The organism is Arthrobacter sp. ISL-48 (assembly GCF_018613805.1).
In the GTDB taxonomy this organism is placed as follows: Bacteria; Actinomycetota; Actinomycetes; order Actinomycetales; family Micrococcaceae; genus Arthrobacter.
This window is the reverse complement of sequence record NZ_JAGGPL010000008.1, coordinates 89,032-111,981: the sequence shown is the minus strand read 5'-3', so window position 1 is coordinate 111,981 and position 22,950 is coordinate 89,032. Positions and strand designations below refer to the sequence as shown.

The following is a 22,950-nucleotide window of genomic DNA, read 5'->3' as shown; positions in this document are numbered from 1 at the left end:
CATGCAGATAGGCTGAATTCCAGAATCGCGCCGCCGACGCCGCAATTGACCATGCAGATCAAGTACAGCCGCGGGCGCGCCTAAAATAGTGATGTTCCCGCCGTACCTTTCCAAGGAGATCCCGTGACTGAACCGACGGAGCCCAAATCCTCATCCCAGCCGGCGCGCCGCGTCATTGTGGCCGAAGATGAAACCCTTATCCGCCTCGACATCATCGAGATCCTGCGCGGCGAAGGCTATGACGTCGTCGGCGAGGCAGACAACGGCGAGAAGGCCGTCCAGCTCGCGGAGGAGCTCAAGCCGGACCTGGTCCTGATGGACGTCAAGATGCCCGTCATGGACGGCATTTCCGCCGCCGAGAAGATCGTCAAGGCCCGCATCGCCCCCGTGGTGCTGCTGACCGCGTTCAGCCAGAAGGAACTCGTCGAACGCGCCCGCGACGCCGGCGCCATGGCCTACGTCGTCAAGCCGTTCACCCCGGCGGACCTCATCCCGGCCCTGGAGATCGCACTCTCCCGCCACGAGGAAATCAAGGCCCTGGAAAGCGAAGTGTCGGACCTGCAGGAGCAGTTCGCCACCCGCAAGCTCGTGGAGCGCGCCAAGAGCCTCCTGACCACCAAGATGGGCCTCACGGAACCTGAAGCCTTCCGCTGGATCCAGAAGACCTCCATGGACCGCCGCCTCAGCATGCGCGAGGTCGCAGAGACCATCATCAACCAGGTCAACTGACGCAACGGCGGACAAAAAGCAAGACAAAAGGGAAGGTCCCCGCCAAATGGCGGGGACCCTCCCTTTTCAACTGACTAAGCCTTCTTCTTGCGCTCCGGCCACGGGCCGAGCTTTTCCTTGTTCCCGGCTGCCTCGCCCGGAACAGTGGTGTCGGCGAGGTCGCCCACCTTGTGCACCTTCAGCGAGTTCGTGGAACCGGCCTTTCCGGGAGGGGAACCGGCAGCGATGACCACCAGGTCGCCGTCCTCGACGAGGTCCATTTCCAGCAGGCTGCGGTCAACCTGGGCTGTCATCTCGTCGGTGTGGCCCACCATGGGGACCAGCACCGGCTGGATGCCCCACGTCAGCGCCAACTGGTTCCAGACGTGCTCTACCGGGGTGAAGGCGAACACCGGCTTGATGGGGCGCAGGCGGGACAGGCGGCGCGCCGAATCGCCGGACTGGGTGAACGTACAGATGTACTTCGCATCCAGCTGATCGGCGATCTCGACGGCGGCGCGGGTGATGGCGCCCCCACGGGTCTTGGGCTTGGTGCCCAGCGGCGGAACGCGCTCCAGTCCGTGGACTTCGGTGGACTCGATAATCCGGGCCATGACCTTGACCGTTTCGATCGGGTACTTGCCCACGCTGGTCTCGCCCGAGAGCATCACAGCGTCAGCACCATCCAGCACCGCGTTGGCGCAGTCCGAAGCCTCCGCGCGGGTGGGCCGCGGGTTGTCGATCATGGATTCCAGGACCTGGGTGGCCACGATGACCGGCTTGGCCCAGCGGCGGGCCAGTTCGATGGCGCGCTTCTGGACGATCGGCACTTCCTCCAGCGGAAGTTCCACGCCGAGGTCGCCACGGGCCACCATGATCGCGTCGAAAGCGTCGATGATCTCGTGGAGCTGCTCCACAGCCTGCGGCTTTTCGATCTTGGCGATGACCGGCACTCGGCGGCCTTCTTCGTCCATGATCTCGTGCACGCGGACAATGTCGGAGGCATCGCGGACGAACGACAGTGCAATGAGGTCAACACCGCGGCGCATGGCCCAGCGAAGATCATCCTCGTCCTTTTCGCTCAGCGCCGGTACGTTGACCGCCACGCCGGGAAGGTTGATGCCCTTGTTGTTGGACACCATGCCGCCCACTGTCACCGTGGTGACCACCTTGACGTCATCAACCTCGATGGCGCGCAGGGCAACCTTGCCGTCGTCGATCAGCAGGGCATCCCCCACGTTGACGTCCTCAGTGAGGCTCTTCAGCGTGGTGGAGCAGATGTCCTGGGTTCCCGGAACGTCTTCGGTGGTGATGGTGAACGTGTCGCCCACGGACAGGGCGTGAGGGCCGTCGACGAAGCGGCCCAGGCGGATCTTCGGGCCCTGGAGGTCAGCCATGATCGCCACGGGCTTGTTCAGCAAGGCCGAAGCCTTGCGCACGTTCTCATAGGTGTTGTCGTGCACGGAATAATCGCCGTGGCTCATGTTCATCCGGGCAACATCCACGCCGGCTTCCAGCACCGCGAGGGTGTTCTCAAAGCTGGCAATTGCCGGTCCGAAAGTGGCCACAATTTTAGCGCGTCTCATATACCTACCCTAGTAGTTTGCTGCATTGGTTAAGTTGTTGTGGAGATGAACGTCCGGGGTTCATCCCGCATCAGAGAACGGCGATGGCCCGGTCGGTGGGCGCCACGGGCGCAGGGAGGATGGTGCTGCCCATCAGGAACTTGTCCACGGCTGCGGCGCAGGCACGGCCTTCGGCGATCGCCCACACGATGAGCGACTGGCCGCGGCCGGCGTCGCCCGCCACGAAGATGCCCTCGGTGTTGGTCATGTAGTAGCCGTCGCGGGACACGTTGCCGCGTCCGTCGAACTCCGCGCTGACCTGTTCCGTGATGCCTGCCGGCTCCGCACCGGTGAAGCCCAGGGACAGGAACACGATGTCCGCCGGGATAACCCGCTCCGTGCCGGCCTTGGGCAGCCGCTTGCCGTCGACGAACTCAGTCTCCGCAACCTTGACGCCGGTCAGCTTGCCGTTTTCGCCGACAAACTCCACGGTGGAGGCAAGGTAGGTGCGTTCGCCGCCTTCCTCGTGTGCGCTGGCAACCTCGAAGAGCGTGGGGAACGTGGGCCAGGGCTGGTGCCCTGCCCGCTCGGCGGGCGGCTGCTTGCCGATGGCCAGCGTGGTCACTGAAGCGGCGCCATGGCGGTGGGCGGTGCCGAGGCAGTCCGCTCCGGTATCGCCGCCGCCGAGGATGATCACGTGCTTGCCATTGGCGTGGATCTGGTTCTCCACGGACTCCCCTGCCACCACGCGGTTGGCCGGTACCAGGTAATCCATGGCGTAGTGGACGCCGTCCAGGTCCCGGCCCGGGATGGGCAGGTCACGCGGAACGGTGGCGCCGGTGCACACCACGACGGCGTCATAACGGCGCCGCAGCTGCTCCCAGGTCACGTCGGTGCCCACTGCAACGCCGGTGCGGAAGCGGGTGCCCTCAGCCTTCATCTGCTCGACGCGGCGGTCCACCTGCTCCTTTTCCATCTTGAAGTCGGGGATGCCGTAGCGGAGGAGGCCGCCGATCTTGTCGTCGCGCTCATACACGGCGACGGTGTGGCCCACCCGGGTCAGTTGCTGTGCCACGGCGAGTCCGGCGGGGCCGGATCCGACGACGGCGACGGTCTTTCCGGTCAGGCGCGCGGGAGGCAGCGGGTTGACCCAGCCGTTCTCGAAAGCTTCGTCAATAATCGAGACTTCGACCTGCTTGATGGTGACTGCGGGCTGGTTGATGCCCAGCACACAGGAGGCCTCACACGGCGCGGGGCAGAGCCGGCCGGTGAATTCGGGAAAGTTGTTGGTGGCGTGTAGCCGCTCAATCGCTTCCTCCCCCTTGTCCCGCCACATGAGGTCGTTCCATTCCGGAATCAGGTTGCCCAGCGGGCAGCCCTGGTGGCAGAAGGGCACGCCGCAATCCATGCAACGGCCGGCCTGGGCCTTCAGGACGCCCTTTTCCTGGGCCTCGTAGACTTCCTTCCAGTCCATGATGCGGACGGGAACGGGACGCCTTGGCTGGGTTTCACGCTGGCGTACTTTCAGAAATCCGCGTGGATCAGCCACCGGTCACCTCCAGGATTCGAGACCATACTTCTTCGCCGTCGGGGTCAAGGCCCTCTTCGATGGCGTCAAGACGGGTTTGCAGTACAGCCGCGTAATCGCGCGGCAGCACTTTGGTAATACGGGCCGCGGTGTCGTCGAAGTTCTCCAACAGCCGCGCGGCCAGCAGGGATTCCGTCTCCTCGTGGTGCTTGACCAGGAGGCCGTGGACAATGTCCCGGTCCTCGGCGTCGAGCTCGAGGAGCTGAAGTTCGCCGGACTGCAGGGCATCCTTGTTGACCCGGGTGGTCCGCAGGTCCAGCACGTAGGCAGTGCCGCCAGACATGCCGGCACCGAAGTTGCGGCCGGTGCGGCCAATGATGAGCGTCTGGCCGCCCGTCATGTACTCGCAGCCGTGATCGCCGATTCCTTCAACAACGGCGGTGGCGCCCGAGTTACGGACCAGGAAGCGTTCGCCCACCTGGCCGCGCAGGAACATCTCGCCGCTCGTGGCGCCGTACCCGATCACGTTGCCCGCGATGACGTTCGCCTCCGCTTTGAACACGTTGGTGCGGTCCGGCCGGACGATAATCCGTCCGCCGGACAGGCCCTTGCCGACATAGTCATTCGAGTCGCCATACAGGCGCAGCGTGATGCCTGCCGGCAGGAAGGCGCCCAGGGACTGGCCCGCGGTTCCGGTCAGCGTGATGTCAATCGTGTCCGTTGCCAGCACGTCGGTGCTGAACGTCTTCGTCACCACATGGCCGAGCATGGTTCCAACGGACCGGTCGGTGTTGATGACGTCCACGGCGATCTTCACCGGGCTGCGGTCGGTCAGCGCTTCGGTGGCCATCGTGATGAGGCGCTGGTCGAAGTGCTTGTCCAGCTCGTGGTTCTGTGAGGTGAGGTTGCGCAGCGGGGCGTCGTCGTCGAACTCGAGCCCATGCAGGATCGGGTCGAGGTCCAGGCCGTCGGCCTTCCAGTGGTTGATCGCGTCCCGGGCGTCCAGCATCTCGGCGTGGCCGATTGCCTCCTCCAGGCTGCGGAAACCCAGCTCGGCGAGGATTTCGCGCACTTCCTCGGCAAGGAATTCGAAGAAGTTCACCACGAACTCGGGCTTGCCGTTGAAGCGTGCCCGCAGCTCAGGGTTCTGCGTCGCGACGCCCACCGGGCAGGTGTCCAGGTGGCAGACACGCATCATGATGCAGCCGGACACCACCAGAGGAGCGGTGGCGAAGCCGAACTCTTCGCCGCCCAGCAAAGCAGCAATCACGACGTCGCGGCCGGTCTTGAGCTGACCGTCCACCTGGACCACCACGCGGTCGCGCAGGCCGTTGAGCATGAGGGTCTGCTGGGTCTCTGCGAGACCCAGCTCCCACGGCACACCCGCGTGCTTGAGCGAGTTCAGCGGGGACGCGCCGGTTCCGCCGTCGTGGCCGGAAACCAGTACGACGTCGGCCTTCGCCTTGGTGACACCGGCGGCAACTGTACCGATCCCCACCTCGGAGACGAGCTTGACGTGCACGCGGGCCGAGGGGTTGGCGCGCTTTGCATCGTAGATGAGCTGTGCAAGGTCTTCGATGGAGTAGATGTCGTGGTGCGGGGGCGGCGAGATGAGTCCGACGCCGGGGGTTGAGTGCCGGGTCCGGGCAACCCACGGGTAGACCTTCTGGGCCATCAGCTGGCCGCCTTCGCCGGGCTTGGCGCCCTGCGCCATCTTGATCTGGATGTCGTCGGCGTTGCTCAGGTACAGGCTGGTGACGCCGAAACGGCCGGAGGCGATCTGCTTGACGGCAGAGCGGCGCTCCGGGTCCAGCAGGCGGTCCACGTCCTCGCCGCCTTCACCGGTGTTGGACTTGCCGCCCAGCCGGTTCATGGCGATCGCGAGGGTCTCGTGCGCCTCCTTCGAGATCGAGCCGTAGCTCATGGCCCCCGTGGAGAAGCGCTTGACGATGCTGGAGACAGGCTCCACTTCCTCAAGCGGCACAGCGGGACGCTCCCCGGCCTTGAACTTGAGCAGCCCGCGGAGGGTCATCAGGTTCTCGGACTGGTCGTCCACGCCCTTGGTGTAGGCCTTGAAGATGTCGTACCGGCGTTCACGCGTGGCGTGCTGGAGGCGGAAGACGGTCTCCGGGTTGAAGAGGTGCGGTTCGCCGTCGCGGCGCCACTGGTACTCCCCGCCGCCCAGGAGCGGACGGTGGGGCAGTTCGATGCCGCCTTCGGGGTAGGCCATCTGGTGCCGCGCGGAAACTTCCGCTGCGATCACGTCAAGGCCCACGCCGCCGAGCTGGGAGTGCGTCCCGGCGAAGAATTCGTCCACCAGTTCCTGCCCGAGGCCCAGGGCCTCGAACGTCTGCGCACCCGTGTAGGAGGCCACTGTGGAGATGCCCATCTTGGACATGATCTTCAGGACGCCCTTGCCGAGGCCCTTGATGAGGTTGTACACGCCATCCTGCGGCGTCACACCCGTGACGTCGCCGCTGCTGATCAGCTGCTCCACTGATTCCATGGCCAGATAGGGGTTCACGGCGGAAGCGCCGTAGCCGACGAGCACGGCAACGTGGTGGGTCTCGCGGACGTCGCCGGCCTCGACCACCAGGGCGGTCTTGGTACGGTTGGCGCTGCGCAGCAGGTGATGGTGCACGGCGCTGACCAGGAGCAGCGACGGGATGGGCGCCCACTGGGCGTTCGAGTCACGGTCGGAGAGCACAACGTACTGGACACCGCGGTTGATGGCGCCGGACACCTGCTCGCAGATTTCCGTGAGCCGGGCGCGGAGCGCGTTCTCGCCGCCTTCGGGGCGGTAGAGGCCGCGGACCTTCATGGCGACCTTGTCGCCGTCGGCGTTTTCGATGTTGGCGATCTTCGCCAGCTGGTCGTTGTTGATCACGGGGAACGGCAGCGAGACCTGCGGCTGGCGGACCTGCTTGGTGTCCAGCAGGTTCCCATTGGGACCGATGGCGCAGGTCAGCGACGTGACCAGCTCTTCACGGATGGCGTCCAGCGGCGGGTTGGTCACCTGGGCGAAGGACTGCACGAAGTAGTCGAAGAGGAGGCGGGGGCGCTTGGACAGCACAGCCACCGGTGTATCGGAGCCCATGGCGCCCAGCGGTTCGGCGCCGGTGCGGGCCATCGGGCCGAGCAGGATCCTCAGTTCTTCGGTGGTGTAGCCGAAGGTGCGCTGGCGGATGTTTACGGAGGCGGCCGTGTGGACCACGTGCTCGCGCTCGGGCAAATCGTTGAGGTCGATCAGGTTGTCCTTGACCCATTCGGCCCAGGGGTTCGCCGCGGCAACGTCGGCCTTGACCTCTTCGTCGTCGATGATCCGGCCGGCATCAGTGTCCACGAGGAACATCTTGCCGGGTGACACGCGGCCCTTCTTGACCACCTTGGAGGCTTCGACGTCGATCACACCGACTTCCGAAGCGAAAACGACCAGGCCGTCCTCGGTGATCCAGTAGCGTCCCGGGCGGAGGCCGTTGCGGTCGAGGGTGGCGCCCACCAGGTTGCCGTCGGTGAAGGAGACAGCGGCAGGACCGTCCCACGGTTCCATCAGCAGGGAGTGGTACTCATAGAATGCGCGCCGCGCAGGATCCATGGTGGCGTGGTTTTCCCAGGCCTCGGGGATCATCATCATGATCGAGTGCGTGATGGGGCGGCCGGAGAGCCACAGCAGTTCCGCTACCTCGTCGAAGGACGCGGAGTCGGATGCTCCCGGCGTACAGATGGGGTAGAGCTCTTCCGGGGAATCGCCCAGCAGCGGGTTGGCGAGCTGCGACTGGCGGGCACGCATCCAGTTGCGGTTGCCCTTGACCGTGTTGATCTCGCCGTTGTGCGCGATGGTACGGAACGGCTGGGCCAGCGGCCAGGACGGGAACGTGTTGGTGGAGAAACGGGAGTGGACGATGGCCAGCTTGGTCTTGAACCGCTTATCCGAAAGGTCCGGGTAGAACGGCTCCAGCTGGGCAGTGGTGAGCATGCCCTTGTAGACGATGGTCCGCGAGGACAACGACGGGAAGTACACGCCGAACTTGTTCTGAGCGCGCTTGCGGATACGCCAGGCCCGGGAATCCAGCTCATTGCGGTCAAGTTCCTCACCGCTGGCCGAGGCCAGGAACGGCTGGGAGAAGTATGGCATGCAGGCGCGCGCCATGGCCCCAACCAGGTCCGCGACAATGGGCACCTCGCGCCAGCCAAGGACAACCAGGCCTTCGTCAGCGGCGAGGCCCTCAATGCCGGCCTTCGCGGCATCGGCTTCGCGCCGCTCGGCCGGCAGGAAGGCGGTGCCTGCCACGAACTGGCCCGGAGCGGGAAGCTCGAATTCGGTGACTGCACGGAAGAACTCGTCCGGGATCTGCATCAGGAGGCCTGCGCCGTCACCGGTTCCCTCGTCAGCGCCCACGGCACCACGGTGCTCGAGGTTGCGCAGGGCAGTCAGGGCGGCGTCGACAATGTCGTAACCGGGCTCGCCGCGGAGGGTGGCAATGATCGCCAGACCACAGGCGTCCTTCTCCTGCTCGGGGTTGTAGAGCCCCCGCGCCTCCGGCAGGGCCGCGAAGCGCTTAAACGGCGACATGGCAGCCTCTGGCTGGTCCGGTCCGGACCAGCTGGGAGTGTGAAGAGTTTGGGTCATGGGAGACGTCCTTCCTCCTGATCGTGCGTATGGAAGGGACAACGTTGGCCCCACTCAGAGCGCCTCTGTGACGGGCACAACAAAGTGTTAATTACTGGAAATTGTAGGCCAGCCGGGCCTGCTGGACTAACGGTTACGCAGGCCCCTGACCCGGACTTGACCGGTCAGCAGCTCTTGCTGTCCGGGTTTCAGCCCGATCCCACGACGCTGTGGTGTTTGGGCGCTCCGAGCGGTGACTCTGCTGCCCTGCCTTGGCGGCGTGCTACTTGGAAGTGCCAGCCTCCGGCGCGGATCCTGTGGCCTTGTGGCCGGAATCTCCAACCGCCGGCGAATCCGGAACGGACTCGTTGCCCGCCGGAGATGCCAGCACCTCTTCCGTTGGCACGGAAGGGTTGCCGGAACCGCTTTGGTTATCAGCGAGATTATCACGCGATTCACTATCTGAGACATTAGAGTCCGCATCCCGGACCGACTTGTCATCTGCGGTGTCCTCGTCCACAACGGGCTCACGGCCCGTCAGATACGGGCTGTCCGACTCCTGGCGGCCCTTCAGGCCGAGCAGGACGAAGACGATCAGCGCCACCACGAACACCAGGATGCTGGTCCAGACATTCAGCCTCGCAGTGACGCCGAAGAGGTTGATCTGTTCGGCATCGTCGATCCGCATGGCTTCGATCCAGACCCGCCCCAGCGTGTAGTACATGGCATAGAGCCAGAACAGCCGGCCGCGCCGGAAATGGAACCTCCGGTCCAGGGCCAGCAGGATCAGCACTCCGGCGATGTTCCACAGGGACTCGTAGAGGAACGTGGGGTGGAAGAGCGTATCCGCTGGCATGCCGGCGGGAAAGTTCGCGTTGTCAGGATCGATCTGCAGGCCCCACGGCAGCGTGGTGGGTCCGCCGAAGAGCTCCTGGTTGAAGTAGTTGCCCCAGCGGCCTACGGCCTGGGCCAGGAGCAAACCCGGTGCCGCAGCATCCAGGAATGCTGGGAGTTTCACACCTGCCCGCCGGCAACCGATCCATGCGCCGACGACGCCCAGTACCACCGCGCCCCAGATTCCGAGGCCGCCTTCCCAAATCTTAGGGATCCGTGAGAGGTCACCCGTTCCGTCAAAGCCGGGGCCGAAGTACGCGTCCGGGGAGGACACCACATGGTAGAGGCGTCCGCCGATGATGCCTAACGGAATTGCCCAGATGACGATGTCCCAGACGCTGCCCTCGGGTGTCCCCCGCCGCGCCCATCGCACGGACGTGAGCCACAGGCCCACCACGATACCGAGCAGGATGCAGAGGGCGTAGGCATGGATCCGGAGCGAGCCCCACGGCAGCGGAATGTCGAAGCCGGACCAGTCCGGGCTGGGAATGCTCGCGGGGACCAGGGCCGCCGCGGAAAGGAGGATCTGCATGTGGCTAGGCTTCTTCCCTGATGAGTCCGGCGCTGAGTTCCTTGGTGAGGTCGGCTACTGCGGGGACCCCGCCGTCGCGGATGGCGGCCACCAGCGCCGTGCCCACAATGACGCCATCGGCGTAGGCGCCGATCTCGCTGACATGCCCGGCGTTGGACACCCCGAGCCCCACGCAAACGCGCTCGGCGCCGGCGGCCCTGGTGTCAGCGACGAGCTTTTCGGCAGTGCTGCTGACCGCCTGCCGGGTACCTGTGATGCCCATGATGGAGACGGCATAGACAAAGCCGCGGCTTGCTTTGACGGTCATGGCCAGGCGTTCCGGGGTGGAGGACGGAGCCACCAGGAAAACCCGGTCCAGCCCATACTTTTCCGAGGCGGCGAACCATTCGGAGGCTTCGTCGGGGATGAGGTCGGGCGTGATGAGCCCGGCTCCCCCGGCCTCGGCAAGCCTCCGCGAAAACTCGTCGACGCCCATCCGGACCACCGGGTTCCAGTAGGTCATCACCAGCACGGCGACGTCGGTGGCTGCCGTGATACCGGCGACAACATCGAACACGCTCTCAACCCGGAAGCCGCCGGCGATGGCCTGGGTGGTGGCGGCCTGGATCACCGGTCCGTCCATGACGGGATCCGAGTAGGGAATGCCGATCTCGATCAGGTCCGCGCCGTTCTTCGCCATGGCAATGCCGGCGTCGATGGTGGACTGGACGTCCGGGTACCCGGCGGGCAGGTAGCACACCAGGGCCGAGCGCCCTGCGTCACGGGCGCGGTCGATGGCGGCGGCTGACTTGCTGGCCGTCTGTTCAGTCATCAATTCTGGACCTCATTGTCTTCAGCGTCGTGTGCGGCGTGATGTGCCGCTGGAACGCTGGTGGCGGGAACGGCTTCAGTGGCGGCCCTGTCCGACGGGCCCTTGGGCTTGCGGGTTGAGAGGTTGGTGCCCTTGACCTTGCCCTCCTCGTCCAGCATGTTGAACCATTCGGCCGCGGTCTCCACGTCCTTGTCGCCGCGGCCGGAGAGATTGACGACTACCACGGTTTCGGACGGGTTTGCCTTGCCCTCGGTGAGGCGCCTGCCCACCTTGATGGCGCCGGCCAGCGCATGGGAGGACTCGATGGCCGGGATGATGCCCTCGGTCTGGCAGAGCAGCTTGAACGCGTCCATGGCTTCGCTGTCGGTGATGGCTTCGTAGGTGACCCGGCCGATGTCCGCCAGGTAGGCGTGCTCCGGCCCCACGCCCGGGTAGTCCAGGCCTGCCGAAATCGAGTGCGACTCGATGGTCTGGCCGTCGTCGTCCTGCATCAGGTAGGAGCGGGCGCCGTGCAGGACACCGGGCTTGCCCAGCGTGATGGTGGCCGCGTGCCGCCCGGTGTCCACGCCGTCGCCGCCGGCCTCAAAACCGTAGATCTTGACGGAGGGATCGTCCAGGAATCCGTGGAAGATGCCGATCGCGTTGGAGCCGCCGCCGATGCAGGCGCAGACGGCGTCGGGAAGTTTTCCGGTCTGGTCCAGGATCTGGGCCCTGGCCTCCTCGCCGATCACCTCGTGGAAGAAGCGCACCATCGCCGGGAACGGGTGCGCACCAGCGGCCGTGCCCAGCAGGTAGTGGGTGGTGTCCACATTGCTGACCCAGTCCCGCAGGGCGTCGTTGATGGCGTCCTTGAGGGTCTGGGAGCCGTTCACAACTGGCACAACCGTGGCCCCGAGGAGCTGCATCCGGGCTACGTTAAGCGCCTGGCGGCGGCAGTCCTCGGCGCCCATGTACACCACGCATTCAAGGCCCAGGAGTGCCGCCGCTGTGGCGCTGGCCACGCCGTGCTGGCCGGCGCCGGTCTCGGCGATCACTCGCGTCTTGCCCATCCGCTTTGCGAGGAGCGCCTGCCCCAGTACGTTGTTGATCTTGTGGGAGCCGGTGTGGTTCAGGTCCTCGCGCTTGAGGAAGACCCGTGCCCCGCCGGCGTGCTCGGAGAAGCGCTTGGCTTCGGTCAGGAGCGAGGGCCTGCCGGAGTAGTTCTTGTTCAGGTCGGCGATCTGGGCGAGGAACTCGGGATCGGCCTTGGCCTTTTCAAACGTGTCTTCGAGCTCGTCCAGGGCTGCGATGAGGGATTCCGGCATCCAGCGGCCGCCGTAGTTGCCGAAGTATGGCCCCGGGGCGTGCTTGAGGGAGCCGGCCTGCAGGAATGCGTCCGCGGCGTTGTTGTCAGCGTTCCCTGAGGGTGCGTCAACCATCAGTCTCACCGTCCTGTTCCAGTTGGTCGTTCAGAAAGTGTGGTGCCGGCCAGCGGGCCGGCTGGTGCCGAGGCCTAGGCCCGGGCTGCGATGGCAGCAGCACCCGCCGCGGTGAACTCGGCGATCCGCTCACGGGGAGTGGAGTCGCTGACCAGGGCTTCGCCAACCAGGATGGCGTTGGCGCCGCTGGCAGCGTAGTGCGTCACGTCGTCCACGCCGCGCACGCCTGATTCGGCGATGACGAGCGCCTCGGCCGGAATCATTCCGGCGAGGGAGGCAAAAACGGAACGGTCGACGTCGAGCGTCTTCAAATTGCGCACGTTCACGCCGATGATCCGCGCCTCCGCGGCCACGGCGCGTTCGATTTCCTCTTCGGTGTGGGTCTCCACGAGCACGTTCATGCCGAGCTCACGGCTTAGTGCGCTGAAGTCCCGGAGCTGCGAATCGGAAAGCGCCGCCACGATCAGCAGGATCAGGTCGGCGCCATGGGCGCGGGCCTCCCAGATCTGGTACTCGTCCAGCGTGAAGTCCTTGCGCAGCAGCGGAACGTCGACGCGGGCACGGACGGCGTCGAGGTCCGAGAGCGAGCCATCGAACCGCCGCTTTTCGGTGAGGACGCTGATGACGGCGGCACCGCCGTCGGCATACTGCTCCGCGAGCGAGGCCGGATCCACGATGGCGGCCAGGTCCCCCTTGGACGGGCTGCGCCGCTTGATCTCCGCGATGACCTTGAGCTGGTCCCGCCGGGCCAAAGGTCCGCCCAGTGCTGCCCACGCATCGCGGGCGGGGGCCGCAGCCAGGGCCAGGTCCTTCAGTTCCGCCAGCGAAACGAGCCGCTTCCTGGCCTCCATATCCTCCCTGACACCGGCATTGATGTCATCGAGAACAGTCGCCATCAGTGGCCGGAGTTATTCAGTTTGCTGCCTTCGACGCCGTAGCCTGCCTTGCGCATGATGTAACCGGCGATCAGGCCGAGGACCATGACTGCTGCACCGGCAATGAAGATCGGTGTGCTGGCAATGACAAAGGCGATGGCCGCAATCAACGCACCGACCAGCATCACGATCACGCAGGTCCACGCTGCCGGGCTGTTGCCGTGGCCAAGTTCCTGGCTGTGGTCAACGCCGTGGCGGACATTGGATTCCGTGGCGGTCTTGGACGCGGATGCAGGTGCTTTGCTCATGTGAATCTCCTCGGGATGAATACTGCTTACATTCTGCCATTTTTTAGTTGCCGTCCGCTTACCGCCATTCAGCGGCCCTACGAAGCCAGGCGGTCAGGTGGGATCGTCACCGCGGGAGAGCCGGTCCCAGCTGTCGATTTCGTCCACCGGCCCGGCAGCGGCTGCCGCGGTGCCCGTCCCAGCGCCGGCATGTGCAGCCGTGTCATATTTTGTGCGTGTCCCCCAGTGCCTGCCGGCGGGGATGATCAGCAGGGCGCTGAGTGCCAGCAGGACACCGGCGACGACGGCGAGGGCCGGGAACGCGGTGACGGTCACCTGGGCATTGCTACCGCTGACCCCTGTGGCTGCGGCGATGGCGCCTTGTGCGGCTGACAGGGGGTCCGCCAGCACCGTGACGGCCGCGGCGATGATGCCCGCGGAGGCCAGGACGATGATGGCGGTGGTGATCCATCGCGCGATCCTTCCGGCGATGGACGCGGCCAGCCCGCCCGCAAGCGCCACCAGAGCCAGTGCCGTCACCGCCGTGGCAGCCTTGCTGCCCTGGACCTGGAGCGCGTTCTGGGCGGCCTGACCAATCTGGTCCGGATCGAGGGTGACCGTGATCCAGGTCTGCGTTGTGGTGCCGAACACGGCGAGGGCCAGCAGGGCGATCAGCAGCACCAGGGTCGATTTCCGCGCCCAGCGGGGAACAGAAGGGCTTGTGCTCCTGACAGTGGTGCCGTCGCTCATCGGTTCCCAGTCCCGGCGTCGGGAAGTGATTCGGCGTGGGGAAGCGACTCGGCGGAAATGTTGTGTAGCGATCCGGCCGTGTGGACGGCCCGAAGTGGAGCAGCAGCCTTGTTCACGGTTTCCAGGGCTTCCGTGGGGTTGACCGAATCCGCCACAATCCCGCCGCCCGCCTGCACATACGCGCGTCCTTCCCGGAGCAGGGCGGAACGGATGGCAATGGCCATGTCCATATCGCCTGCGAAGTCCAGGTAGCCCACCACGCCGCCGTAGATGCCGCGGCGGTGGGGTTCGAGCTCATCCAGCAGGCGGAGGGCCCGGGGCTTCGGGGCGCCGGACAGCGTTCCCGCGGGGAAGGTTGCCTTGAGGACGTCGTAGGCCTTGGCCGCCGGGGCAAGCTTGCCCACCACGGTGGACACCAGGTGCATGATGTGGCTGAAGCGCTCCACCTCCATAAACTGCGTGACATCCACGGTTCCCGCCACGCAGACCTTGGACAGGTCGTTGCGGGAAAGGTCCACCAGCATGAGGTGCTCCGCGCGTTCCTTCTCGTCCGCCAGCAGTTCCTCGGCCAACGCCTTGTCACCCTCCACGGTCTTCCCGCGTGGCCGCGAACCGGCGATGGGATGCGTGATGACCTCTTCACCGGTCACGGTCACAAGGGCCTCTGGGGACGAGCCGACGATCGAGTACTGGCGGCCGTCGGCATCCTCGAGGCTGAAGATGTACATGTACGGGCTGGGGTTGGTGTTGCGGAGGACGCGGTAGACGTCAAGGGGCGAGGCGCCGCATTCCATTTCAAAGCGGCGGGAGATCACTACCTGGAATACTTCGCCGTCAACAATGGCTTCCTTGCCGCGATCCAGGGCGGCCAGGTAGTCGGGCTCGTCCCAGCGTTCCTGGACGCTGGAGGCGAAATCAAGGGCAGCCGGCTCCAGCACGGACACCGGCTGGGCCACCGGTGTGCTGATCTGCGTGAGCAAAGACTTGACCCGTGCCACGGCGTCATGCCAGGCGTCGTCCACCCGGTCCGGGCTGTCATCAAAGTTGATGGCATTGGCGATCAACAGCACGGTGCCGTCAACGTTGTCGTGGACAGCCATGTCCGTGACCAGGTTCAGGGCCATTTCGGGCAGCTGGAGGTCATCCTCGGGCGGACTGGTCAGCCGTTCCCAGTGCCGGACTGTTTCCCAGCCCAGGAAGCCCACCAGTCCCGACGTAAACGGCGGCAGCCCGTCAAACCTGTCGGTGCGAAGTGCCTCGATGGTGTCCCGGATGGCATCGACGGGGTTGCCATCCACGGGAACACCTACGGGAGGCTGCCCCAGCCAATGCGCGCTGCCGTCCTTCGTGGTGAGCGTGGCACGGGATTTGGCGCCAATGAACGAGTAGCGTGACCACGCTCCGCCCACGGCTGCAGATTCCATCAGGAAGGTTCCGGGTTGTCCCTGCGCCAGCTTCCGGTAGAGGCCGATGGGTGTCTCGGCGTCCGCCAGCACTTTGAGCCGGACCGGGATGACACGGCTGCTGCCGGCGAGTTCGCGGAACTCCTCGAGGCCCGGACTGATGATTCCAAGGTCCTGCATGGCTATGCTTTCCGCCTGTTCTTGTGCGGCGCCTGTCTGAGTGGGCGCCGGAGTTGTTGCTGCCTGAATGTTTGTTTAGGCCTGCCGGCCCGGCTCAGATGGCCTGGCCGGCGGTGCCGGTGCTTGCTGTGCTGACCTGCAGTTCCCTGCCGTCGAAGCACGTGCGGGTGCCTGTATGGCAGGCTGCGCCTACCTGGTCTACGCGGATAAGGAGGGCATCGCCGTCGCAGTCCATGGCCACTGACTTGACCCATTGGACGTGCCCGGAGGTGTCCCCCTTGCGCCAGTACTCCTGGCGGGACCGCGAGTAGAATGTGACGCGGCCGGTGGTCATGGTGCGGTGCAATGCCTCGTCATCCATCCAGCCGAGCATCAGCACTTCGTTCGTATCGAATTGCTGCACCACCGCGGCCACCAGTCCGGCGCTGTCCCGCTTCAGTGCGGCGGCGACATTCTCGGGCAGTGGGCCAGCGTGAGGGCTTGCCGAGGGCGCTTCGGCCGGCACGCCGGCAGGGCCTGCGGGCTGGGCGGAAACAGGAGTTAGGGCGGGGGCGGGCTGCTCAGACATCAGACCAAGTCTAGTGCCTCTGAACAGGCCGGTAAGGAGTGTGAACAAGCGCACGGTTCCGGTGGCGGTTCTGCTGCCCAACTCCGGTGGTGTCGTGCTACTTTCACAAGTGATGCATTTCGTCGAACCGTCCCGAGAAGTCCTGGCCGAAACCCTGCTGGCGGCCGGTCCTGATGCCCCCACGCTTTGCCGCGGCTGGCGCACCAGGGACCTTGCCGCGCACCTTTACCTGCGCGAACGCAAGGCCGCTGTAGGACTGGGCCTCATCATCAAGAGCCTGGCGAAGGCCTCGGACAAGGCAACGGCCAAGCTCGCCGCGAAACTGCAAACCCCTGATGACTACACCAGGCTGGTGAACACGTTCCGTGCCGGTCCGCCTGCCTTCTCACCGATGAACATCAAGGCCCTGGATGAGAGCTCCAACCTGACCGAATACTTCGTCCACACGGAGGACATCAGGCGAGCCGTGGACCGTTGGGCGCCGCGTGCCCTCGACGAGGCCTATTCGGATGCCCTCTGGGACGAGCTCATCAAGCGCGCAGCCATCCTCTACCGGGGCGTTGACCTGGGCATCGTGCTGGTGCGCCCCTCCGGCCCGCGGCACGTGGCCAAGCGCGCACCGGTGTCTGTCGCGATTGTCGGCGAGCCGGGTGAGCTGCTGATGCACGCCCACGGCCGGACCAGGCATGCGCTGGTCACCTTCGAAGGCCAGCCCGACGCCGTCGCGCTCCTCCAGTCAGCAGAAGTCGGCCTTTAACTAAAGCGACGCGAGGTCACTTACTGCCCATAATTCCCGATGGGATGGGCCGTAAGTGACCCCGCGTTGGTTAGCGGACTTCGAATCCTGCGTCCCGGATGGCCTTTTTGACCTGGGACATCATGTCGTCCGGGCCCCAGTGAAAGATGGACGCTGCCAGTACGGCATCGGCGCCGGCTGCAACGGCGGGCGGAAAGTGTGCCGGCTCCCCCGCTCCGCCTGAGGCGATGATCGGAACCTTAACGGCAGCACGGACCAGCCGGATAAGCTCCAGGTCAAACCCGTCCTTGGTGCCGTCGGCGTCAATGGAATTCAGCAGGATCTCGCCTACCCCGCGGTCTGTGGCCTCCTTGGCCCACTCGATGGCGTCGATCCCGGTGCCGGTCCGCCCGCCGTGGGTGGTGACTTCAAAGCCCGACGGCGTGGGCTCGGATCCGGGGCGGGTTCGCCGTGCGTCCACGGACAGCACAAGCACCTGAGAGCCGAAGTGCCGCGTGATCTCATCGATGACAGCGGGCCGGGCGACGGCGGCGGTGTTGATGGAGGCCTTGTCCGCCCCGAAGCGCAGGAGCTTGTCCACCTCGGCCACACCGCGGACTCCCCCGCCCACTGTCAGGGGGATGAAGACTTCCTCGGCCGTCCGGCGGACGACGTCGAACGTGGTTTCGCGGTTGCCGGACGACGCCGTGACGTCCAGGAAGGTCAGTTCGTCGGCGCCGGCGTTGTCGTAGCGGTGCGCGAGCTCCACCGGATCCCCGGCGTCCCGCAGCCCCTCGAAATTGACGCCCTTCACGACGCGGCCGGCGTCGACGTCGAGGCACGGAATGACGCGTACAGCTACAGCCATGGGTACTCCTGGAATTCTCGGATGGTGCTGCGGGATGATCGCGGGGGGCTCAGATGCGGCAGGCGTGGATGCTGCTGACCAGGATGGCGCGGGCGCCCAGGTCGTAGAGTTCATCCATGATCCGGTTGGTTTCCTTCTTGGGAACCATGGAGCGGACGGCCACCCAGTCGGAATCGCGCAGCGGCGAGACCGTGGGCGATTCCAGGCCGGGAGTCAGGGCGGCGGCCTGCTCCACGAGCTCCTTGCGGATGTCGTAATCCATCAGGACATACTGGCGTGCCACCAGCACGCCCTGCAGGCGCCGGATAAGGACTTCGATCTCTTTGACCGTGCCGTTCGCGGCACCGCCCTCCCCGGTACGCCGGATCAGTACGGCTTCGGACTTGAGAATCGGATCGCCGAAGATTTCCATTCCGGCGGCTTTGAGCGTGTTGCCGGTCTCCACGACGTCGGCGATGGCATCCGCAACGCCGAGCCGGACAGAGGACTCCACCGCCCCGTCAAGGCGGACCACCTTGGCGCTGATGCCGCGCTGGGCGAGGTAGTCCCGGAGCAGGACGTCATAGCTGGTGGCGAGTCGCTTGCCTTCGAGCTCCTCAACCTTGGCGAAGTCGCCCACCGGTCCGGCGAAGCGGAAGGTCGAGGCGGCAAAGCCGAGCGGCAGCAGTTCCTCCGCTTCCACGTCTGCATCCAGCAGGAGGTCGCGGCCGGTGATTCCGACGTCGAGCGTTCCCTGGCCGACGTAGACGGCGATGTCGCGCGGGCGGAGGAAGAAGAATTCAATGTCGTTGTCAGGGTCCACCATGACCAGCTCGCGGGTGTCGCGTCGCTGGCGGTAGCCGGCTTCGGACAGCATGGCGGAGGCGGCTTCGGACAGGGAGCCCTTGTTGGGTACGGCTACTCGCAGCATGGGGGTCTTTCTTTGTTGGGAGGTCTGTGATCAAGCAAACGGGCCACGCGGGGCACTGGCGGCCTGTGAAGGCCGGCGGGTGCCGCAGTGGCTACAGATGCTTGTAGACGTCTTCCAGGGTCAGGCCTTTGGCGAGCATCAAAACCTGCAGGTGGTAAAGCAGCTGGGAAATCTCCTCGGCAGCTGCCTCATCGGATTCATACTCGGCGGCCATCCATACTTCGGCGGCTTCCTCCACGACTTTCTTGCCGATGCCGTGGACTCCGGACTCCAATTCAGCGACGGTGCGGGAGCCTGCCGGACGGGTGGCTGCCTTCTCACTCAGTTCAGCGAACAGCGTCTCGAAATTCTTCACGCCCACAAGCCTACTTGCTGCGGGCCGGAGGGTGCCTGTCCGCCCGTTCCATGACGGGCGCGGTGTGAGCGAACACACACCGCACCCGGCGGCTTGCTGCCACCTACCTGCTGTACTGCTTCAGCACGACGGCGGTGGCCAGCGCCGCGGTGACAGCCTCGTGGCCCTTGTCCTCGCTGGACCCCGGCAGCCCGGCGCGGTCCAGGCCCTGCTGCTCGGTATCGCAGGTCAGGACTCCGAAGCCCACCGGCACTCCGGTGGAGACGCTGACGTCGGTCAGTCCGGACGTCGCCGCCTGGCAGACGTACTCAAAGTGCGGCGTGCCGCCGCGGATCACGACGCCGAGGGCCACTACCGCGTCGAAGTGTGGTGCCAGCCGCGCGGCAGCGACCGGAAGCTCGAAGCTTCCGGGCACCCGCAGGACGGTGGGTTCGCTGATCCCGGCGTCCTTGGCGGCGCGCAGGGCACCGTCCAGGAGGCCGTCCATGATCTGGGTGTGCCAGCTGGCTGCCACTATGGCCAGCCTGAGCTGGGACGTTTCCGCCGGGTTCAGGGTTGTGAGGTCGATATCTGGTGCGCCGTGTCCGCTCATGCGTTAATCGTGATCCGTTCAGTCTTGTTCGTGGTCGAAATTGTCGGCAGAGGTGCCAGGAACCGTGACGACGTGGGTGTCCAGCGTCAGCCGGTGCTCCATGCGGTCCTTCTTGGTCTGCAGGTAGCGGATGTTCTGGTCGCGGGAGGGCACCTCGGTGGGAACCATCTCCACAACCTTCACGCCTGCCTTCGCGAGCCTGTTCTGCTTGTCCGGGTTATTGCTCAACAGCCGGACCTCATGCAGCCCCATCTCGGCGAGAACCTGGGCGGCCGCCTTGTAGCAGCGGGCATCCACGGGCAGCCCCAGCTGCTCGTTCGCTTCGACGGTATCGAAGCCGGCTTCCTGGAGGGCGTAGGCCTTGATCTTGTTTGCCAAACCGATCCCCCGGCCCTCCTGGCCGCGCAGGTACAGCAAGGTTCCGCCGAACTCCGCGATCATTTCGAGGGCATAGGCCAACTGTTCGCCGCAGTCGCACCGGTACGAACCGAAGACATCGCCGGTGAGGCACTCGGAGTGCAACCGGACCAGCGGGGCCTTGCCATCCTTGGGCGGGTTGGGCGAACTCACGGCGAGGTGCTCGGCGCCCGTCACCAGATCAGTCCACGCCTGCGCCACGAAGTCGCCAAATGCGGTGGGCAGCTGCACTATGGGACCGCCGCTTACGGGGTGCAGGACCTTACCGTTGCCGGTCTGCCCCGGATGGTGGCCGTTGCCGGTCTGCCCCGGATGGTGGCCGTTGCCGCTCTGCCCATGGTCGTGGCTCTGGTGACTGTCGCCGGGGACTCCGGTTGCCGTCATCGTTTCTCCTCTTCTCCGCCCGGACGTACTGCCCGGGTTTCACTCTCCGCGGAAGCCGCAGCCCCTTCTTCAAGGTAGGCCACCAGATCCTCGATCGAGATCAGGGGGCAACCGTGTTCGGCGGCAAAAGTCCGCAACCCGTCCAGGCGCATCATTTCACCGTCGTCGTATACAACCTCCGCGATGACACCCACGGGCTCCAGGCCGGCGAGCCGGCAGAGGTCAACTGCGGCCTCGGTGTGGCCGGGGCGTTCACGCACTCCACCCTTAACGGCGCGCAGCGGGAAAATATGCCCTGGCCGGGTCACGGACGCCGGTCCCGCTGCCGGATCAGCCAGGACACGGGCGGTCAGCGCCCGGTCTGTGGCCGAGATGCCGGTACTCACGCCGATGGCGGCGTCGCAGGAAACTGTATACGCCGTGCCCTTGGCGTCCTCGTTGACTGCCACCATCGGCGGCAGCACCAAGGCATCCGCGCGGTCCCCGGAAAGCGGGACGCAGATGACGCCGGAGCTGTACCGGATGGTCCACCCCATCAGGGCCGGGGTGGCATGCTGGGCCGCGAAGATGATGTCGCCTTCGTTTTCGCGGTCTTCGTTGTCCACCACCAGCACCGGCCTTCCCTGGGCCATTGCACGCACTGCGTCCTCGACCGGATCAAGCCTTTGCACAGGATCAAGCTTCAACGCAGGGACTGGCGCCGGCTCGAGCCGGGCCGTGCCGTTCATCGTAGGCCTCCGGTGGCGGCGGCTGTGCTGCCTTCGCTGCCGGAAAGCGTGCTGAAGGAGAGGAGGCGTTCGGTGTATTTGGCGAGGACATCCACTTCGAGGTTGACCCTGCTGCCGGCGGATTTCGCTCCCAGCCCGGTTTCGGCCAGCGTGGTGGGGATGAGTCCCACCTCGAACCATGGCTCCGGTTCCGCAGCGGGGCTGACCGCGGTCACGGTCAGCGAGACGCCGTCGATCGCTATTGACCCCTTTTCCGCGACATAGCGCGCCAGGTTATTCGGCAATCCGAAGCGGAGCCGTTCCCAGTTACCCAATGCTTCGCGTTCCAAAAGCCGGCCAACGCCGTCGACGTGTCCCTGGACCACGTGCCCGTCCAGCCGTCCGCCGGCCGGGACGCACCGCTCGAGGTTGACGGTGTCGCCAGCGGCGAGCTCTCCGATGGTGCTGCGGACCAGGGTTTCGCCCATCACGTCGACACTGAAGTCCCTGCCGTCGATTTCGGTGGCCGTCAGGCACACGCCGTTCACCGCGATGGATCCGCCCAGTGCCAGGCCCTCAGTGGATCCTGGCGCGTGCAGCCTGACGGTGGCACTGGTATCGCCATCCCTTTCAACGGACAGAACCTGTCCCTGTTCGGCGATAATTCCGGTAAACATCAGTAGCCTCCCATGGCTGGTTCCGCGCCGGGGCGGGATGATTGTGGTTCCAAAGATTGAGTTGTTTGTGGACGCAGGTGAAGCCTCAGGTCGCGGCCCAGGCTCCGTACCGAGCCGCCGTCGGACTCGTCCCATTCCCACTGCTGTGCATCCGCCAGGCTGGTGATTCCGAGTCCGTTGAGGGCAGGAGTTCCGGAACCGAGCAGGGTCGGGGCCAGATAAACGATGAGTTCGTCAACGAGTCCCGCGGCAAGGAAGGCACTGAGGATGCGTGAGCCGCCCTCGACCATGAGATGGCGCACGCCGGCAGCGTACAGCAGTGAGAGTGCTTCACGGGGATCGCGGGTGGGCAGGTGGAGCACGCGCCCGTCCTCCCCCCGGACTGCGGCATCTGCCGGAATGTCCCGCAACCCCATCACTGCCCTCAGCGGCTGCTTGCCTGCCGGGGCACCGGATGCATCCCGGGCGGTGAGCCGCGGGTTGTCCACCAGGACGGTCCGGGTGCCCACCAGGATGGCATCGATCCGCGCCCTGAGTCCGTGGTTGTCAGCGAGCGATTCCGGGCTGGAAATCCATTGGCTGGTCCCGTCCTCCGCGGCGATGCGGCTGTCCACTGTCTGGGCGATGTGGAGCGTCACGAACGGCAGCTTGGCGGCGACCCCTTGGAACCATTGCCTGTTCAGCTCCAGGGCCTCCCTGGCGGCCAGCCCGCTCCGCACCCTGATACCGGAATCCCGAAGGGTGGCTGCGCCGCCGGCCGCCGGGTCATGGGGATCGTCCACAGCGTAGATAACATCGGTGATTCCGGCCTCGATGATCGCCTGCGCGCACGGTCCCGTCCGGCCGACGTGGTTGCACGGTTCGAGCGTGACCAGCATGGTGGAGCCGCGCAGGTCCAGACCGGCGGCAGCGGCCTGGGCGATCGCGTCGGCTTCCGCATGGGCAGTGCCGGCGCCGCGGTGGTACCCGGTCACCAGCTTCCTGCCGTCGGCATCAACGACGACGGCGCCCACCAGCGGGTTCGCTCCCCGCGGCCCCCGCAGGGCTGCCTCCAGCGCCGTGTCCATGGCTGCGGTCTCTGCCGCACTGAAAGCCGTCACGACGTCGATCATCGGGCACCCGCCGGCTCGGCAGAATCAGATTGCGCCTCAACGGAGATCCTGGCATCAAAGAGCC

The 22,950-nt window shown here is 65.7% G+C and carries 21 protein-coding genes; 2 read left to right on the top strand and 19 right to left on the bottom strand.

The features are described 5' to 3' along the window. The first annotated feature begins 123 nt into the window (after positions 1–123). Complete coding sequence (locus J7E83_RS10440) at positions 124–729, top strand: ANTAR domain-containing response regulator (RefSeq protein ID WP_214961780.1); 606 nt, start codon at positions 124–126, stop codon at positions 727–729. Positions 730–803: 74 nt separating this feature from the next. Here the strand turns inward: J7E83_RS10440 and pyk are convergent, their stop codons facing one another. The 11 genes from pyk to hisI form a co-directional block, all read right to left on the bottom strand. Further along, positions 804–2,294 (bottom strand): pyruvate kinase, encoded by a 1,491-nt coding sequence (pyk, locus tag J7E83_RS10435; RefSeq protein WP_214961779.1) that lies wholly within the window; start codon positions 2,292–2,294, stop codon positions 804–806. A 70-nt stretch (positions 2,295–2,364) separates the two neighbouring features. Continuing rightward, positions 2,365–3,822 carry a glutamate synthase subunit beta gene (locus J7E83_RS10430; RefSeq protein WP_214961778.1) on the bottom strand — a complete coding sequence of 486 codons (1,458 nt, stop codon included), beginning with the start codon at positions 3,820–3,822 and terminating at the stop codon, positions 2,365–2,367. Continuing rightward, positions 3,815–8,431, bottom strand: coding sequence for a glutamate synthase large subunit (gene gltB / locus J7E83_RS10425; protein WP_214961777.1), 4,617 nt, complete (start codon positions 8,429–8,431; stop codon positions 3,815–3,817). Before gltB ends, J7E83_RS10430 begins: the two co-directional genes overlap by 8 nt. 262 nt (positions 8,432–8,693) lie before the next feature. Further along, on the bottom strand, positions 8,694–9,836 hold the full coding sequence (gene lgt, locus J7E83_RS10420; protein WP_214961776.1) for a prolipoprotein diacylglyceryl transferase: 1,143 nt from the start codon (positions 9,834–9,836) through the stop codon (positions 8,694–8,696). A gap of 4 nt (positions 9,837–9,840) precedes the next feature. Further along, on the bottom strand, positions 9,841–10,647 hold the full coding sequence (gene trpA, locus J7E83_RS10415; protein ID WP_214961775.1) for a tryptophan synthase subunit alpha: 807 nt from the start codon (positions 10,645–10,647) through the stop codon (positions 9,841–9,843). After that, on the bottom strand, positions 10,647–12,065 hold the full coding sequence (gene trpB, locus J7E83_RS10410; protein WP_214961774.1) for a tryptophan synthase subunit beta: 1,419 nt from the start codon (positions 12,063–12,065) through the stop codon (positions 10,647–10,649). Before trpB ends, trpA begins: the two co-directional genes overlap by 1 nt. Before the next feature lie 74 nt (positions 12,066–12,139). Continuing rightward, positions 12,140–12,961 carry an indole-3-glycerol phosphate synthase TrpC gene (gene trpC, locus J7E83_RS10405; RefSeq protein WP_214961772.1) on the bottom strand — a complete coding sequence of 274 codons (822 nt, stop codon included), beginning with the start codon at positions 12,959–12,961 and terminating at the stop codon, positions 12,140–12,142. Then, a complete protein-coding gene (locus J7E83_RS10400) occupies positions 12,961–13,248 on the bottom strand; it encodes an HGxxPAAW family protein (RefSeq protein ID WP_214961770.1) in 288 nt (95 codons plus the stop codon). The genes trpC and J7E83_RS10400 overlap by 1 nt, the downstream gene beginning before the upstream one ends. 93 nt (positions 13,249–13,341) lie before the next feature. Then, positions 13,342–13,977 carry a Trp biosynthesis-associated membrane protein gene (locus J7E83_RS10395; protein ID WP_214961768.1) on the bottom strand — a complete coding sequence of 212 codons (636 nt, stop codon included), beginning with the start codon at positions 13,975–13,977 and terminating at the stop codon, positions 13,342–13,344. Then, positions 13,974–15,560 (bottom strand): anthranilate synthase component I, encoded by a 1,587-nt coding sequence (locus tag J7E83_RS10390; RefSeq protein ID WP_214961766.1) that lies wholly within the window; start codon positions 15,558–15,560, stop codon positions 13,974–13,976. Before J7E83_RS10390 ends, J7E83_RS10395 begins: the two co-directional genes overlap by 4 nt. 94 nt (positions 15,561–15,654) lie before the next feature. Beyond that, positions 15,655–16,128, bottom strand: coding sequence for a phosphoribosyl-AMP cyclohydrolase (hisI, locus tag J7E83_RS10385; RefSeq protein WP_214961764.1), 474 nt, complete (start codon positions 16,126–16,128; stop codon positions 15,655–15,657). Between the two features lie 112 nt (positions 16,129–16,240). Here hisI and J7E83_RS10380 point away from each other — a divergent pair, with 112 nt between their 5' ends. Beyond that, on the top strand, positions 16,241–16,885 hold the full coding sequence (locus J7E83_RS10380; RefSeq protein WP_214961833.1) for a TIGR03085 family metal-binding protein: 645 nt from the start codon (positions 16,241–16,243) through the stop codon (positions 16,883–16,885). 70 nt (positions 16,886–16,955) lie between these two features. Here J7E83_RS10380 and hisF read toward each other — a convergent pair whose 3' ends face one another. The 8 genes from hisF to ribD all read right to left on the bottom strand — a co-directional run bounded on the left by hisF (position 16,956) and on the right by ribD (position 22,886). Next, positions 16,956–17,732, bottom strand: coding sequence for an imidazole glycerol phosphate synthase subunit HisF (gene hisF / locus J7E83_RS10375; RefSeq protein WP_214961763.1), 777 nt, complete (start codon positions 17,730–17,732; stop codon positions 16,956–16,958). 49 nt (positions 17,733–17,781) lie between these two features. After that, entirely contained in the window at positions 17,782–18,642 is an 861-nt protein-coding gene (gene hisG, locus J7E83_RS10370) for an ATP phosphoribosyltransferase (RefSeq protein WP_214961761.1), read from the bottom strand. Between the two features lie 91 nt (positions 18,643–18,733). Next, positions 18,734–18,997: a phosphoribosyl-ATP diphosphatase gene (locus J7E83_RS10365; protein WP_028270786.1), complete on the bottom strand. Its 264-nt coding sequence runs from the start codon at positions 18,995–18,997 to the stop codon at positions 18,734–18,736. A gap of 103 nt (positions 18,998–19,100) precedes the next feature. Further along, positions 19,101–19,589 (bottom strand): 6,7-dimethyl-8-ribityllumazine synthase, encoded by a 489-nt coding sequence (gene ribH, locus J7E83_RS10360; RefSeq protein ID WP_214961758.1) that lies wholly within the window; start codon positions 19,587–19,589, stop codon positions 19,101–19,103. An 18-nt stretch (positions 19,590–19,607) separates the two neighbouring features. Further along, the gene (gene ribA, locus J7E83_RS10355; protein WP_251043720.1) at positions 19,608–20,390 is read right to left on the bottom strand and encodes a GTP cyclohydrolase II; all 783 of its coding nucleotides are present in this window, start codon (positions 20,388–20,390) and stop codon (positions 19,608–19,610) included. Further along, positions 20,387–21,118, bottom strand: a complete 732-nt coding sequence (gene ribB, locus J7E83_RS10350) for a 3,4-dihydroxy-2-butanone-4-phosphate synthase (protein WP_214961756.1) — start codon at positions 21,116–21,118, stop codon at positions 20,387–20,389. The genes ribA and ribB overlap by 4 nt, the downstream gene beginning before the upstream one ends. Next, the gene (locus tag J7E83_RS10345) at positions 21,115–21,774 is read right to left on the bottom strand and encodes a riboflavin synthase (protein ID WP_214961753.1); all 660 of its coding nucleotides are present in this window, start codon (positions 21,772–21,774) and stop codon (positions 21,115–21,117) included. The genes ribB and J7E83_RS10345 overlap by 4 nt, the downstream gene beginning before the upstream one ends. After that, positions 21,774–22,886: a bifunctional diaminohydroxyphosphoribosylaminopyrimidine deaminase/5-amino-6-(5-phosphoribosylamino)uracil reductase RibD gene (gene ribD, locus J7E83_RS10340; RefSeq protein ID WP_214961751.1), complete on the bottom strand. Its 1,113-nt coding sequence runs from the start codon at positions 22,884–22,886 to the stop codon at positions 21,774–21,776. The genes J7E83_RS10345 and ribD overlap by 1 nt, the downstream gene beginning before the upstream one ends. Positions 22,887–22,950 lie beyond the last annotated feature (64 nt).

Coding starts and splice junctions, on each gene's coding strand:
- ribB (WP_214961756.1), bottom strand. CDS start 21,118: ATGAACGGCACGGCCCGGCTCGAGCCGGCGCCAGTCCCTGCGTTGAAG.
- trpC (WP_214961772.1), bottom strand. CDS start 12,961: ATGGCGACTGTTCTCGATGACATCAATGCCGGTGTCAGGGAGGATATG.
- J7E83_RS10380 (WP_214961833.1), top strand. CDS start 16,241: ATGCATTTCGTCGAACCGTCCCGAGAAGTCCTGGCCGAAACCCTGCTG.
- hisI (WP_214961764.1), bottom strand. CDS start 16,128: ATGTCTGAGCAGCCCGCCCCCGCCCTAACTCCTGTTTCCGCCCAGCCC.
- J7E83_RS10400 (WP_214961770.1), bottom strand. CDS start 13,248: ATGAGCAAAGCACCTGCATCCGCGTCCAAGACCGCCACGGAATCCAAT.
- hisF (WP_214961763.1), bottom strand. CDS start 17,732: ATGGCTGTAGCTGTACGCGTCATTCCGTGCCTCGACGTCGACGCCGGC.
- pyk (WP_214961779.1), bottom strand. CDS start 2,294: ATGAGACGCGCTAAAATTGTGGCCACTTTCGGACCGGCAATTGCCAGC.
- ribH (WP_214961758.1), bottom strand. CDS start 19,589: ATGAGCGGACACGGCGCACCAGATATCGACCTCACAACCCTGAACCCG.
- trpA (WP_214961775.1), bottom strand. CDS start 10,647: ATGACTGAACAGACGGCCAGCAAGTCAGCCGCCGCCATCGACCGCGCC.
- lgt (WP_214961776.1), bottom strand. CDS start 9,836: ATGCAGATCCTCCTTTCCGCGGCGGCCCTGGTCCCCGCGAGCATTCCC.
- gltB (WP_214961777.1), bottom strand. CDS start 8,431: ATGACCCAAACTCTTCACACTCCCAGCTGGTCCGGACCGGACCAGCCA.
- hisG (WP_214961761.1), bottom strand. CDS start 18,642: ATGCTGCGAGTAGCCGTACCCAACAAGGGCTCCCTGTCCGAAGCCGCC.
- ribD (WP_214961751.1), bottom strand. CDS start 22,886: ATGATCGACGTCGTGACGGCTTTCAGTGCGGCAGAGACCGCAGCCATG.
- ribA (WP_251043720.1), bottom strand. CDS start 20,390: ATGACGGCAACCGGAGTCCCCGGCGACAGTCACCAGAGCCACGACCAT.
- J7E83_RS10345 (WP_214961753.1), bottom strand. CDS start 21,774: ATGTTTACCGGAATTATCGCCGAACAGGGACAGGTTCTGTCCGTTGAA.
- J7E83_RS10390 (WP_214961766.1), bottom strand. CDS start 15,560: ATGCAGGACCTTGGAATCATCAGTCCGGGCCTCGAGGAGTTCCGCGAA.
- J7E83_RS10395 (WP_214961768.1), bottom strand. CDS start 13,977: ATGAGCGACGGCACCACTGTCAGGAGCACAAGCCCTTCTGTTCCCCGC.
- trpB (WP_214961774.1), bottom strand. CDS start 12,065: ATGGTTGACGCACCCTCAGGGAACGCTGACAACAACGCCGCGGACGCA.